The organism is Kordiimonas sp. UBA4487, from assembly GCF_002389025.1.
GTDB lineage: Bacteria > Pseudomonadota > Alphaproteobacteria > Sphingomonadales > Kordiimonadaceae > Kordiimonas > Kordiimonas lacus.
On record NZ_DGNR01000002.1, the window covers coordinates 11831 to 26198 of the forward strand.

Genomic DNA, 14368 nt, shown 5'->3' on the forward strand with positions numbered 1-14368 from the left:
CCAGCATTTCTGACGCCTGTGTTCCTATAACTTCGAGGCCGCACACCGGGATTATCAGTCGTCTGCCTGCGTGGGTTTATCGCAACAAGTCCTGTGCGCTGAAGCGGGCGGAGACCTGGTGGCCGTTCCTGTCTGTTACGCTGACCCGGTAGAAACCCGGGCCTTCCAGCATCAGCGTGGCATTCCTTGACCAGCGGCTGGAAGGCAGCGGCTTGCCGTCCATGAACCACTGCAGCGGCAGTTCGCCGCCTTGGGCTGCAAAGGTTATGGGGGTGGTGCCGCCCGCCAGGGCGACAACGCTGTCCGCGAGTGGGAAGGCGAGGGTGAGGGGTGCCACCCGTTTGCCGGTCAGCACGGAAAGCTGCGGGCGATCAAAATACTTCAGGCCCGGCGGTAGGGCTTGGGCGGTCAAGAAGCTTTTGGACGGTGCCGTCACTGGCGCCTGTGGCAGGTATCCGAACGCATCGAACAACACAGGCGCCGCCGTGTTGCTGCCGAAATGACCGGGCATGGGCGTGCCGTCCGGCCTGCCGACCCACACGCCAACTGTATAGCCGCCGTCATAACCCACGGCCCAGGCATCGCGGAAGCCATAGCTGGTGCCCGTCTTGAAAGCAATATGGCGCGGGTTCTGCTGGTATTTGCGCGGCAGCCTGTCACCGGGTGCGCCAATGCCTGTCAGGATGTGCCTGAGCGCCGCGAGGGTATCTGCCCCCAGTAGCGTTGTGTTCGTCGCTGGAGCGGTCTGATTTGGTGCATCCAACAGCTTCAGCGGGCGCACCTGCCCGTCATCCGCCAGCGCCGCATACAGCATGACAAGGTCTTCAAGCGACATGCCGACACCGCCAAGAGCAACTGCCAAACCGGGCTTTTCTTCACCGGGCAGGGCAAGTCTGGCGCCCGCGTGGCGCAGGGTTTCGGTAAAATGCACCGGGCCAAGGCGGTCCAGCACGGCAACGGCGGGCACATTCAGGGACCGGCGCAGGGCTTCCGAAATGGTTACCTCGCCATAGAATGTATCCATGAAATTGTTGGGGGCGTAGGTTCCGAACCGGCGCGGTTCATCCATGATGCGGGTGCGCGGGTGCGCCATGCCCTGATCGAACGCCATACCGTAAATGAAGGGTTTCAGGGTAGAGCCGGGCGAGCGGATGGCCGTGACCATGTCGACAAAGCCGTCGCGGGCCGTGTTGGTGAAATCAGCCGAGCCTACGTAAGAGATCACCTTCCGGCTTTTGTTTTCCACCACCAGAATGGCAAGGCTGGCGTTTTCCTGAAGGCGTCGGGCGCTGGCCAGCGCGAGTGCCTCCATCTGTTTCTGCAAGATCGCGTCAATGTGTGTCCGCTTCAGGGGCGCGCCACCATCGGCCCGGAGCCTTGCTGCCAGATGGGGCGCGCTCAGTTCAGGTTGCTGTTTCATGGGGGGCACCGGGGCACGCGCTGCCAGTGCTGCCAGATGGGCGTCCAGCCCGATATCGCCTGCCACACGGGCGAGGACCTTGTTTCTCGCGGCACGGGCGCGGGCCGGGTAGCGGTCAGGCCGGAGGCCGGTGGGTGACTGCGGCAACACCACCAGAAGCGCCGCCTCATCCGGCGTCAGGCGATCAGCCTCATGGCCAAAATAAACCAGGCTGGCGGCGCGAATGCCTTCCACATTGCCGCCATAGGGCGCCAGCGTCAGATACATTTCAAGGATCTGCTGCTTGCTATAGCGGCGCTCCAGCTGCAGGGCACGGAACATCTCAATCAGCTTTGAGGACACGGTGCGCGGGCGGGGTTCCAGAAGGCGCGCCACCTGCATGGTCAAGGTTGACGCGCCGGAGACCACTTCCTGTGCCGCAAGGGCCTGCCAACCGGCCCGCAGCACGGCAAGCCCATCAACGCCTGCATGGTCGTGAAAGCGTTTGTCTTCATAGGCGATCAGCATATCGACAAACAGCGGATCAACCTGATCCAGCGTCACGGCCCGGCGCAGGCGGCCGTTTTCAACCGGGAACAACCTAAGCAGGCTGCCGTCCGCCCCAACCACCTCGCTTGAGACCGTGTTGAAACGGTCTAGGTTAGGCGGGAAGGTGGCATCAAGGATGAAAAAGCTGGGCACGGAAAGGCCAAGGAACGCCACCAAAGTCATGGCAGCGTACCGCAGCTTTCTGCGCCAGCCCTTCAGCCCCAATGCCCTAAGCCCCTTTGGCATCAATCGGTAACCTCCAGGCTGGAAGCTGCCCCCTGATAGCGGAATTCGGACTTGTACATGTCCTCGACAAACGGGCCTGGCATTACATAGGTCCCGGGCGTGATGGCGCGCACAATATAGGCCACCTGGAACGAACGGCCCTTGCCGCGCTGATAGCTGGGGACCTCAATCGCCGCCACGAACCGGTCATCGCGGGCGTCGGCGAAGGCTGTCCGTGTCAGGTTCTTCAGGAAGGACACACTGCTGGTGTCCGTGCTTTCGATCTCCAGCCCCGCGGGCAGCAGGTCAACCAGCAGCGGGTCCCGCACGGCTTCCGCTTTTACGGTGCCGGACAGCAGAACGACGAAGCGGCCGTTCCGGGGCAGGGTGTCGGGGCTGATCGGCGCGCCGTCCAGGTCATAGAAGGTCCGGCTGTAAGCGAAGCCGTTTGCGCTTTTCTCTGGCGCTTGTTTGCTGACGCCCCGAAGCGTGTGGACGACACGGATCGGCAGGTCGCCTGTGTTGCTGACATGCGCCGCACTCATGCCTGCGTCAGCAGCCAGCATCTTGCGCCAGAAGCCGTGGGTGACCTTGGTTTGCTCGCCATTGATCTCGAAGATCGTCGCACTGCTGCCGTCAGCGGCATAGGACGCCGCAGCGCGGGCAAGCCACGCCTTTTCCTGTGTGCTCAGCCACTGGTCTTTTGCCACGCTGGCTTCCAGCTCCTCCGCCAGTTTTGCCATATGGGTGGCATTGGTGCCGGTTTCCGCGAGGATGGTGGTCAGCGCTGCCACGTCCCGGAGGCGGGAGCCATAGTCGCCGTGCACCGAATGGTTGGGCCGATGACCGCGTATGGCCCGCACGAAAAATTCTTCCGCCTTCTCAGTCTCGCCGACGGTGCTCAAGGCGCCGGCAAGCTGGGCAGATGCCAATGGCGTCCGTAGTTTCTTTCCGAACTGGTCGGTAAAATAGCGCACTTCGCTGGCGGAAACTTCGCCGTGGCGGGCGAGGATGTAGTGGGCATAGGCTGTGGCCTCCAGTAGCCCGCGTCCGCGCCTTGCCACCATGCCTTTCAGCCGGCCAAAGGCCAGGGTGATGGCGCCGTCCGGCACATAATAGCCCCTGCCTTTGGCGCGCAGGAGGAAGTCGGTGACATAGGCGTCCAGCCAGTCATAGGTTGAACCGTGGCTGCCCCAAAGGCCGAAGCTGCCGTCTTGCCGCTGCCTGTCCAGAAGCACCATCACCGCATTTTCAATGGCATTCGCGGCCTCGCCTTCATTCAGCGACAGGCCATACAGCTTGTTCAGTTCACTGAAATAGAGGCTCGGCAGGGCGCGCGATACGGTCTGTTCACTGCAGCGGTAGGGGTAAGACCGCAATTCTTCGAACAGCCGCCCGGCCTCCAGGTTGGGGCGCGACGAGACCGTCATATATTGGCTCACGGTGCCTGAGTAGAAGCCGGCCAGATCTATGGCCTCAACCGGGCTGGTTTCTCCCGGTGCCAGGGCCATGCGCGCACGCTGGGTCACATAGGGCCATGCAGGGCGCACGGAAATGTCATAGTGGCGGGATACTTCCGGCAGGCCTGCGCCTGTGACCGAAAGCGCGATCCCGGCGTCGCCCACTGTCAGGCCTTTCAACGGCACCACAATATCCCGGCGCTCGCCGTCCTTGAGGGTGACATGCGTTTCAGGCGCTTGCAGGCTGATGACGGGCGAACTGGCCGCCAAGCTTACCGTAAACCCGCCGTCTTTGCCGGACAGGTTCTGGATGGTGAAGGTGGCCCGTGAGGCATCACCCGGCGCCAGGAAGCGCGGCGTGATCAGGTCCGCCACCACAGGGGTGCGCACGGTCAGGTTGGCACTGCCTGTGCCCACGGCGTCCTTTGCTGTGGCGACAGCCATCAGGCGCAGGCTGCCCATGAAGTCGGGCAGCTCAAACGTGACACTGGCTTCGCCCTTCTCGTCAAGTTCGATATCCCGCGCCATCAGCGACACGGCTTTGGTGGTATGGGTGATGGGGCTGAAGAGGTTACCGTCTTCGGTTTGCAGGCGCGAGCCGGTTACCATTACATCCTGGCGGCCGTCACCGCCGGTGCGGATGGTGCCGCGCTTGCCTTCTTCTGACCGGATCAGCCGGCCATAGATGTCACGAACATCGAAGCCGAAGGCCCGTTTGCCGAAATAGAAATCGTTCGGGTTGGGTGCCTTGTAGCGGGTGATGTTGAGGATGCCTTCATCCACGGCAGCCACCGTCACCTTGACGGGGCCTTCGGGGCGTGGGCCGTCCAGCTTGATTGGGATGGTCACTGGCCGGCTCGGCAGCGCTGTTTCCGGCACATCGATCACTATTCTCCTGGACCGCTTTTGCTTGTCGACAGAGAACCAGGCCAGGCCGGTGGCACGAACCGGCAGGCGGGAAATGGCGCCGGCATTTGGCCTGATGGCGGTGGCCAGCACATAGGCCGACGGGCCCCAATCGGCTTTCACCTTGAAATCGAATTTGGTACCGTCCTTGCCCAGTTCAATGGTTTTTGTTTCGCGCACCTGGTCGTTGGCGATGGTCAGGATTGCCACGCCTTCGAAGGGTGCTTTCACGAACCCGCGCAGCCGGTCACCGCTTTCAAGCGCGGTTTCTTCCACTGTCAGTTCAAGCCCGTCGGGCACGTCCGGGTTCTGAGAAGACATCCACCAGCCCACATAGAAGCGTCGGCTGGAGGCGGCATTGCCTGCCTCATCCATCACCTCCAGGCGGTAGCGGCCCCAGGGCAGCAAGCGCGAGACGTGTACTGTCCCGTCCTCACCGCTTGTCAGCTCCTCTTCGCCCAGGGTTTCGTCATAGTGCGTGGTGCGGTACTGCCAACGGCCACGGGACTGGTACCAGGTATAGTTATAATGTTCCTTCACCCACACGGCGGTCAGTTTCCGGCCCTTGAGCGGCTTGCCATCAGCATCGACCGCGACAACGGTCAGGCCTGCGTCTTCACTGGCTTCAAAGTGCCCTCGGCCGTCGGCCCGCACGCCCAACATGACAGGCGCACGGCTCACCGGCAGCCATTTGCCGTCCTGGACAGACCGGCCGCCCACATCCTGAACCTCGGCGGTCAGTTTTGCACGCAGGGGTAGGGTGGTCTGGGGCAGTCTTTCAGTTGTCAGTGCCACGCGCGCGAGGCCGTCCTCACCGGTTTTGAAGAACATCTGTGTCAGCTTTTCCTGGGTGAATTCATCCTGAGCCAGGCCGAACTGATATTCTTTCCAATCCGGGAACGGCGTGGGGTCGGGCTCCAGCGACGCATACAGCGTCCCTTCAAGGTTGGCGCCCGGCGCGCCATAGAGGAAATCAGCCTGTACATGGACTTCAAGCGGCGTGCCTTCGGTCAGTTGGTCGCCGGTTGTTTCCAGCTTGGCGGTCAGGCGCTCGGGGACGAAATCATCCACCTGAAAGTGAGTGCTGCCCACGCTTCTCTTCTCATCGTCTGCATAGAGGGTCACGCGCCACTGGCCCGTGCGGGCGGCGGGCGACAGGCTATAGTCAAGCGCATAGGTGCCAAGGCTGTCGCCGGTGACGCGCTCCCTCAATGCTTCAACGCCGTCCGGGCGGGTGATCACAAGGCTGAGCGGCAGGTCGGGGACCGCGCGCGCTGCCTGGTCCCGCAGCATGCCTGACAGCCGCGCGGTCCCGCCGGGGCGGTAGATGCCGCGCTCGGCATAAAGGAAGGCGTCCAGTGGGCCGGTGGCATAGCGCCCTTCAGTGCCCCGGTCGCTGAGGTCCAGCGCCGCACCCTGCAGCTTGATGAAATTATAGTCACCTTCGTCTGTGCTGACTGTGAGTGCCATCGGCGTGTTGCCGCCTGTGCCGCGCAACAGTTCGGTGGCGATGGTGGCCTGGCCCTGGCGGTCCGTTGTGGCAACGCCCAGCGTGTCATTGTTGCGGGCAATGACCCTGACCGTGGCGTTGCGGACCGGCTTTGCGCTTTCCAGCGAATTGACGAACACATGCATGCCGTCTGCGCCCTGCAGTGACAGCACGCCCAGGTCGGAGATCACCAGCCACTGGGTTTGCCAGCGCACCCAGCGCTGACGCTTTTCGTCTGATTTTGGTGCCGCGACCAGGGCGTAGATGCCAGGTTTGACGGTCTCAAGGATGTCGCGGATGGGCACAAGGGTTGTGACCTCCTGGTTTTTGACACTGTCGATGTCCACCGTGCCTTCCCAGACACGCTCGCCCAGGTCGTTGCCCAGATTGCGCTGTGCCCATTCGTTCAGGTTCTGGCCTTCAAGGCCGGACTTCATCCAGGGTACGATGCCGCCGTCGGGCACGCGCAGCAGGCCAAGCGAAGCGGTTTCCACATTGACGCTCTTGAGCGGTACGGTCTCATCGCCCACCCTGGGCAGGATATAGGTGCCGTTGCCGAACATCACGCGGGCCTCCCGGTCGGGCACAGTGAAGCTGCGCCTGGCGTCGTCATAAAGCTTGGCACCGTCATGGCCCGGCAGGCCAGCCAGGAGCGTGATGCCAAATGTATCGCCATACGTCATACCGGTCAGGCAGATGCGGTCCCCTTCGCCGCGCACGGCAATGTCGCGCGGGCTGTCGAAGCGGATATAGTCCTTTAGCTCTATGGGCAGTGGGTCCAGGATTGGGTGGGACAGCACAAGACAGGCGCGTGGGGTGCGGCCTTCCACATCAATCAGCTGGTCAACCACCCGCAGCGTGAAGCGCCCTTCAATTGTGTTCAGCCATGTCTGGCGCGGGTTGTCTCGGTGGATGGCCTGCGCTTCCCGAAGCGTTGTCAGGGCTTCTTCGGGTTTCCTTTCGGCCAGCAGAATCCTGACATAGACATCCAGGGCAGCGGCGCGCTCGCGCTCGCTTTTTGCCATATCCAGCAGCCGCCACGCCGCGCCGTAGGCATCTTCAGGGCGGCCAGCGTTCATCCAGGCCTCGGCGGCATCGCGCCACGCGTAGGGCCGGCTGTGGAACTTTGCAAGCCGAAGCTCGATCCGGTGGCGCTTCCTGAAGGCCTTGATGTCTGTTTCGGGGAGGATATCCGGCATATCTTCCTTGAAGGCGTCCGACAGGTTCAGCCCGTCAACATTTTGGGCTGCCTCATAAGCCTCCAGTTCTTTCGCGCGCGCTTGTGCGTCCTCAAGCAATCGCTCGGCGTCTGCGGAGCGGTCCTTGAGCACGGTTGGTGCAGTGATGCCTGTCAGGTCGGCCCCAAAGGTTGGCGCTGGCGCGGCGGTGAAACAGATGGCTGTGAAGAGTATGAGTGCGACAATGCTGCGCATGACTTCCCCCATGATTAGAAGTATGTATGTGTAACTTTCACTGCTAATTGTGGTCAAACCCGGACCGCAATATGCCGGAATGGCGAAAGATTGTGGTGCAGCCGCGGGGCCGCCACAATCACAGTGCAGCAGCGCTTACAAGCACTCAGATTGACAGGAGGCCTGACATGAAACCAACGGTGACCAAGTTTTTTGACGAACCCACATTCACCTTCAGTTATGTGGTGTCAGACCCGGTAACAGGGAAATGCGCGATCATCGATTCAGTTCTTGAGTACGCTACGAACTCCGGGCGCACGAATACAGCTGCTGCCGATGAAATCATCGCATTTGTGCAGGAGAATGGTCTTGAGGTGGAATGGATTCTTGAAACCCATGTCCATGCAGACCATCTGTCCGCTGCGCCGTATCTTCAGGAGAAGCTGGGCGGCAGGCTGGCAATTGGCGCCAATATCACTGTGGTTCAGGATGTGTTTGGCAAGCTGTTTAACGCGGGCCATGACTTTGGCCGCGACGGCAGCCAGTTTGATGTGTTGTTTGAAGATGGTGACGAGTTCGCTGTTGGTTCTATCCCGGCTAAAGCCATCCACACGCCGGGCCACACACCTGCCTGCATGACCTACGTGATCGGGGACGCGGGTTTTGTGGGCGATACGCTTTTCATGCCGGATTACGGAACCGCGCGCTGCGACTTTCCAGGCGGTGATGCGGCCACCCTGTTCGCATCGGTGCAGAAGATTTTCGCGCTGCCGGACGAGACGCGGCTGTTCATGTGCCACGACTATGGAACGCCGGACCGGGAGGATTTCCTTTGGGAAACCACGGTGGGCGACGAACGCGAGCGCAACATTCATGTCCATGAAGGCGTGACGGAAAAAGAGTTCGTGGATATGCGTACCAAGCGCGACGCCACGCTGGATATGCCGCGGCTGATCCTGCCGTCCGTGCAGGTGAACATGCGTGCCGGGCATATGCCGCCGGCAGAGGACAACGGTGTGCGGTACCTGAAAATCCCGTTGGATGCCATCTAGGGCCAACGCGTCAAAGGAGGCCTCAAGGAGCCGCGCTTTCTGGGAGTAATGTTGCCTGTGGCGGGCTTGATTGGCTGCAAGTGAGATTAATTCGTAATAATTGGCCGCCTGACGGCCCGCTTTTTACGGCCTGTATAAACATTTGAGTAACGGGCCTTGCTTGCGGCTTTTTTATCCCCAGAGCGCTGCGGATGGGATGCCGATGACGCTGCCTGAAAACTCGAGGCCCGGGGCCCGGTCGCGCGCCAGCAATAGCGGCCCATCCAGATCGACAAACGTCGCCCCGGCGGTCAGCAGCATGGCTGGCGCCATCGCAAGCGACGTGCCGACCATGCACCCCACCATGATCTGCAGCCCTGCATTCATCGCGGCTTCGCGTACTTTCAGGGCCTCGGTGAGGCCGCCGGATTTATCCAGCTTGATGTTCACCCCGTCATAAAGTGCGCTCAAGCGCGGGATGTCATCGGCCGTATGGCAGCTTTCGTCGGCGATCACCGGTATGGGGCGGTCTAGTGAGGCCAGCATGTCATCGTCGTCCACCGGAAAGGGCTGCTCGATTGCGGCTACGCCCAGACGCTGAAGTTCCGGCACCAGCGCGTGATAGTGCTCTCGGCGCCAGCCCTCGTTCGCGTCCACGATGATGGCGGCATCAGGCGCGCCTTCGCGGACAGCCCACACGCGGTCAAGGTCCCCGTCGCCCGCAAGCTTCAGCTTCAACAGCGGACGGTCGCTGTTGGCTTTGGCCTTGGCAAACATCTCGTCCGGCGGTGCAACGGACAGGGTGAAGGCGGTGGTGGCAGGTTCCGGCGCGGCCATGCCGATGAGGTCCCAAACGCGGGTGCCAGACAATTTGGCGCGCAGGTCCCACAGGGCGCAGTCCAGCGCGTTCCGTGCGGCGCCCGCAGGCAGCAGGGCGGGGAGTTTGTGGTGGTCGTGCGGCGACATGATATGTGCCGCCGCACTCCGAAGGGCACCCAGCACGCTTTCCACGGTTTCGCCGTAGCGTGCGTAGGGCACACATTCCCCCCGGCCGGTGTGGCCTTTGTGGCTGACAGCTGCTGTCACCACCAGCGCTTCGGTTTTGGCGCCGCGCGAGATGGTGAAGGTGCCTGCAATAGGCCAGGCTTCTGAGGTGAAGGAAAACTCCATGGACAGTCCGCTTGTGATGACAAACCGCTATTTAGGCAGATTTCATCACCGGGATAAAGCCTGCAGCGTATGAAGCGCTGCAGAAGTCGCTATTCGGGAAGGCCCGTGATTTCAGTGACGATACATTTCGGCAGGGCCGGGTCTTCGTTGCAGTCCAGAAGATCCTGCACGGCTTGCTTGTAGATCGTGTCCCACTGGGCTTCGGAATGGAAGTTGCCGGGCGGCATCCAGTGGGTTTGTGGATAGGTGTTCGCCCATTCGTCCGTGTTCGGGATGTGGACAAGTCCTGTTGCTTCCTTGGCGCCCTGGCCGCTGGTGAAGGTGATGCCGATCCGGTGGCAGCCAACACAGGTATTGTCGCGGGTGCTGAGCGATGTGGTGGGCCACCAGGCGAAATCTGGCCCGATATGCTTGTACCAGCCGAACGGGTCGGTAGGTACCATGTCCCACACCTGGGCCACATAGGGGCTATACATGAAGGGGTCGTTATCATGGCAGAAGCCGCAGTTGACAGGCTGTTCGTTCGCGACCGCAGCGGGGCTGTTCCAGAAATCAGCAGGGGCCGGGTACCCCGGCTCGGGCGTAGCTTCGGTGGGCGAGGGCACCTTGGTGCCGTCAAGGCCCGCGTCTCCGTCGCCGGTGGCCTGGAACCAGCAGGTGCTGCCGTCCGCCACGCTGTGGGTAATCACATCAATTTCGTCAAACTGGGTGCTGGCCTCGCTGCGGATGATCTTCTGCCTGCAGGCGGCCACCACCTGATTGATGCCGTCAGAGAAATTGAAGATACGGGAATAGGGCACGCACTGGCCGTCTGCACCTGTGTGGCCACCTTCACCAAGGGGCAACAGGGCCGGGCGGTCGCAGTCCATGTTCGGTGTGTAGCTTGCAGGCACGAGGCCGTTCACCGTGATCGGGATTAGTTCGCCATCCAGACAGTTGAAGGACGGCACGTCCTTGATAGCGGCCTTGCACATCTGGCCGTATTCAGCCAGCGTCTGTGTGGCGCTCACATTCTTCGGCGCAACCTTTGAGGGCGTCCGGGCCGCAGGCGCAAGCGCCAGGTAGGCCAGAAAGCCTATGATGCCAAGTCCGACGATGATCAACAGATGTTTCATGACACAAGCCCTCCTTCATTCAGAATGGCCTGCTTGATGGCCTCATAGTATCGCACATAACCGGTGCAGCGGCAGATATGGTCGCCGATGGCCTGGTCGATGGCTGCGTCAAGGGCACTTGCCGGAATGGGCGCGGCCTTCAGCCGGTCCCACAGCGTGATAGCTGCCATCAGGAAGCCGGGTGTGCAATAGCCGCATTGGAAGGCGAAACCCTTCAGAAGGGCTTCCTGTAGTGGGTGCAACATGCCGTCCGTGGCCACGCTTTCAACCGTATAGACCTCAAGCCCTGCCATCTGGCTGAGCGGTGTCGAACAGGCCAGCAAAACTTCGAGGGGCGCGCCGGGTGCGCGGCGCACAGACACGGTGCAGGCCCGGCATACGCCGATGCCGCAACAGAATTTGGTGCCGGTCAGACCCTGGTCTTCCTGAAGGAAATCAACCAGCGGCAGGTCGCTGAGATTGGCAGAGGCGGTGACGCCTGTGCCGTTCAGGATGAAGCTGATATCAGCCATTGAGCGCCTCCCGCATTTTCTGTGGTGTGATGGGCAGGTCCCGCATGCGCGCGCCCGTTGCGTCATAAATCGCGTTTGAGATAGCGGGGGCGACAGAGCACATCACCGCTTCGGCGATGCCACGACCTGTCTTCTCATCGCCTTCAGGCGTCAGGGTGATCAGGCGCTGGTCCAGTGGCACGTCCTTGGCTTTGGCAACGAAATAGCGGTTCAGGTTCCAGTCGCCAGACGCCGGGCCCTCGGGGCCGGGTGGCATGTCCTCCAGAAGCGTCCAACCCATGGCCATGGCGACCCCGCCCTGGCTTTGGCCTGACACCAGTCCTTCCACATGGATCTTGCCCGCGTTCAGGAAGCTGGCGGAGGCGCGCATCACCACATCGCCGGTGCGCGGGTCCACGGTGACACCGATCAGGTTGCCGCAGGGGGCAAAGACGGTGCGGACATAACTGGATGCCGCAGGGCAGGTTCGTACAACGCTGGTGCGATAGTTGGGGGTAAAGCTATTGTTTGCGCCGTAGGTCAGGGCAATGCCGTCAAGACCCCAGGTGTGGCTGGTGCCTTGAACACTGAAGGTGCCCTTGGCCCATGTTTCCTGGAAGTAGGCGTGCCCAAGCACGCTGGAGACGCCGCCGCTTTCCATGATCTGGCTGGCGAGCTGCCCGTGGGTAAGCCCCGGGAAGCCGCCGGCTTTCACCGTCAGCTGGCCGTCTACCCACGCGGTGTCGGATGGCTTCAGGTCATTTGCGCCGGCGCCCCACAGCGCCTGGGCGGCGGGGAAGATGCCACAGTCAAACAGTGCCTTGGCGCTTTCGACGGCGGCATGAACCTGATGGAACGCCGTGAGGCAGGCGCTGGAAGAGCCAACGCTTTTGGGTGTCCAGTTATTGTCGTCCCAACTGCCGTTTTTCGAGCCATACTGCATCTGAAGCGCGTCCCAGAGGTCCGCGTTTCCAAGCTCCACGCGCTCGGCGTTCGCACCGAGCGTTTCGCCAATGACGACCGCGAGCGTGGTGGCTGACCCGTTGCCCATATCAACGGCGTTGGTGCGAACCGTGAAGTTGCCTTCAGCGTCCATCGCGACAGCCGCAAGCACACCGTCACCGGATGTGCCATAAGCCTGGTTCGACACAGCAAAGCCCACACCATAACTTAGGCCTTCGCGAGCCCAGCGTGCGCGGTCTGCCGCGCGGTTTTGCCAGATGGGGTCCGCTTCGGCCATATCCAGGATATTGCCGAACTGCAGTGACTGGGTGATCGGCCCGCCCACAACTGTGCGGTCACCCGGGCCGGTGATGTTGGTGCGGCGGATGTCGAAGGGGCTGACGCCAAAATCGCGGGCGGCCTCGTCGAACAGGCTTTCAATGATGAAATAGGCTTGTGGGCCACCAAAGCCGCGCTGGGATCCGCCCGAGACGTTGGTGGAATAGAGCGCTTCCGAGAAGATGGCACTCAAGGGGATATTATAGCTGCCGCCTGCGCACACGCCCGCGAGCTGCGCGACATAGGGGCTGAGGTTCCGCCTGCCCCCACTGTCGAACTGCATGTTGCTTGTCAGCGCCTGCACCCTGCCTGTCGTGTCGAAGGCCACCTGTGTGGTGCCTGTGCAGGCGTGGCGCTTGAGGCCGCTCTGGAATTGTTCGAACCGGTCATAGGCCAGTCGAACGGGGCTGCCACCGCTCATGACCGCGGCAATCCCCAGGTTCAGGGTGAAAACCGAACTGTCGCGCCCGCCGAACCCGCCGCCGGGATAGCAAGAGAAGAGGTTCACTGTTGATACTGAGATTTCAGAATCCTCGAACATGCCAAGAAGGGTGCCGATGTCCCCGTCGGGAGACTGGGTACCGACGACCAGATTCAAGGTTTTGGTGCTTGCGTCATACCAGCCGAGGCCGCTTTCCGGCTCCATGAACATGGGGTCCATGGCTTGCATGGAAAAGTCTGAGCCATAGGCCTTCCAGGTGCTACTCGCCGTATTGTCGGCAATGGCTTGTTCGATCTGACGCCGGTAATTGTTGGCTTCCTCATTATAGTTGTCGTCGTAACCATTCTGGGAATATGAGAAGGTATCCTCAGGCCCGTCGCCGGCAACGCGCACATAGTTCGTCAGCGGCGACAGGGGTGGGATGAGCGGGTCTTTGACCGGGGCACCATACTGCTGGAAGCTGTCGACAAACTGGATCTGTTTCTTGGCCCCAAGATAGGTTGCGCGGTCTTTGAAGATCAGGAAGGCTACAGGCTGGCCATAAAAGGCCGCACCCGCACCGCGCGGTACGATAAAGGGCCACATGAAATCCCCGGGCAGGGTGATGCCTTCTGTCTCCGACGTACTGCTGTCGCTTTCCAGCCGCTTTTTCTGGGCCGCCCGCATCCTGTCCTCAACCTGGTCCAGGTGCTGGTCATGGATGATGGTGTTGGTCAGCTCAACCTTGCCTTCAACCTGTTCGCCGTAGATCACCCGTTCAGGCCTCAGATCTGGGGGGAGCATCGACATATCGAGGCCAATGAACGCGTCGTCTACATTGATGGCGCGGATGATCATCACCGGCGCTTCTGTGCCTGGCCACCCTTCCATATCTGAAACGTGATAGTCGCGGGCGTAGATTTTCTGGCCGGTGACCTTGGCGTAACCGTCGATCCGGGCGTTGGCCACACCGGGCGGTCCCATCCAGCCGTCGCGCCCCAAGGGCGGCTCCCAGGTGCCTTCGCTGGCGCGGGCGGCGATGCCGGACGCGAGTGAGAAGACATTCACGGTGACGAAGGCGCCCGCCACATTCTTGATGAAGCTGCGGCGCGACAGGCCTGACTGTGGGCCTATTGCGATGGAGGGTGAGGAAGTGGTGCCCTCTGTGTTCCTCTCCCCAAAACACTGAGACGGCGACTTTTTCATGAATTATGCCCCTTTAGGTATAACAATACAGCTATAGGAAAAGTTGGGGGTCGACAAGTAGATTTGCTTTTGGGCATGGAATTGGGTGATCAGGAAAGTTGCACTAACCTGCCTCATAATTAGGCGTTGTTTACGGCAGTGCCTAAAAAGTGTTCAACGATTGTTGAGGTATTGGCTAAAAATGCAACGGCTTCTGGGGTGTCTGTTAGGTTC

7 protein-coding genes are annotated in these 14368 nt (G+C 61.3%); 1 reads left to right on the forward strand and 6 read right to left on the reverse strand.

The window, feature by feature from the left end; translation table 11 throughout:
- Positions 1-76 precede the first annotated feature (76 nt).
- Positions 77-2194: a penicillin-binding protein 1C gene (gene pbpC, locus B3Z17_RS00055; RefSeq protein ID WP_286828043.1), complete on the reverse strand. Its 2118-nt coding sequence runs from the start codon at positions 2192-2194 to the stop codon at positions 77-79.
- Positions 2194-7461 carry an alpha-2-macroglobulin gene (locus B3Z17_RS00060; RefSeq protein WP_286828044.1) on the reverse strand — a complete coding sequence of 1756 codons (5268 nt, stop codon included), beginning with the start codon at positions 7459-7461 and terminating at the stop codon, positions 2194-2196. The genes pbpC and B3Z17_RS00060 overlap by 1 nt, the downstream gene beginning before the upstream one ends.
- 167 nt (positions 7462-7628) lie before the next feature.
- Between B3Z17_RS00060 and B3Z17_RS00065 the strand changes: the two genes are divergently transcribed.
- Positions 7629-8492 carry an MBL fold metallo-hydrolase gene (locus B3Z17_RS00065; protein ID WP_286828045.1) on the forward strand — a complete coding sequence of 288 codons (864 nt, stop codon included), beginning with the start codon at positions 7629-7631 and terminating at the stop codon, positions 8490-8492.
- Positions 8493-8663: 171 nt separating this feature from the next.
- Here B3Z17_RS00065 and dgcA read toward each other — a convergent pair whose 3' ends face one another.
- From dgcA to B3Z17_RS00085, 4 genes are all read right to left on the reverse strand, one after another.
- Complete coding sequence (dgcA, locus tag B3Z17_RS00070; protein WP_286828046.1) at positions 8664-9641, reverse strand: N-acetyl-D-Glu racemase DgcA; 978 nt, start codon at positions 9639-9641, stop codon at positions 8664-8666.
- 89 nt (positions 9642-9730) lie between these two features.
- Positions 9731-10756, reverse strand: a complete 1026-nt coding sequence (locus tag B3Z17_RS00075; protein WP_286828047.1) for a hypothetical protein — start codon at positions 10754-10756, stop codon at positions 9731-9733.
- Complete coding sequence (locus tag B3Z17_RS00080) at positions 10753-11268, reverse strand: (2Fe-2S)-binding protein (RefSeq protein WP_286828048.1); 516 nt, start codon at positions 11266-11268, stop codon at positions 10753-10755. The genes B3Z17_RS00075 and B3Z17_RS00080 overlap by 4 nt, the downstream gene beginning before the upstream one ends.
- The gene (locus tag B3Z17_RS00085; RefSeq protein ID WP_286828049.1) at positions 11261-14155 is read right to left on the reverse strand and encodes a xanthine dehydrogenase family protein molybdopterin-binding subunit; all 2895 of its coding nucleotides are present in this window, start codon (positions 14153-14155) and stop codon (positions 11261-11263) included. The genes B3Z17_RS00080 and B3Z17_RS00085 overlap by 8 nt, the downstream gene beginning before the upstream one ends.
- Positions 14156-14368 lie beyond the last annotated feature (213 nt).

Excerpts from the sequence above, each read along its gene's own strand:
- pbpC (WP_286828043.1), bottom strand. The coding sequence starts at position 2,194 with ATGCCAAAGGGGCTTAGGGCATTGGGGCTGAAGGGCTGGCGCAGAAAG.
- dgcA (WP_286828046.1), bottom strand. The coding sequence starts at position 9,641 with ATGGAGTTTTCCTTCACCTCAGAAGCCTGGCCTATTGCAGGCACCTTC.
- B3Z17_RS00065 (WP_286828045.1), top strand. The coding sequence starts at position 7,629 with ATGAAACCAACGGTGACCAAGTTTTTTGACGAACCCACATTCACCTTC.
- B3Z17_RS00060 (WP_286828044.1), bottom strand. The coding sequence starts at position 7,461 with ATGCGCAGCATTGTCGCACTCATACTCTTCACAGCCATCTGTTTCACC.
- B3Z17_RS00075 (WP_286828047.1), bottom strand. The coding sequence starts at position 10,756 with ATGAAACATCTGTTGATCATCGTCGGACTTGGCATCATAGGCTTTCTG.
- B3Z17_RS00080 (WP_286828048.1), bottom strand. The coding sequence starts at position 11,268 with ATGGCTGATATCAGCTTCATCCTGAACGGCACAGGCGTCACCGCCTCT.
- B3Z17_RS00085 (WP_286828049.1), bottom strand. The coding sequence starts at position 14,155 with ATGAAAAAGTCGCCGTCTCAGTGTTTTGGGGAGAGGAACACAGAGGGC.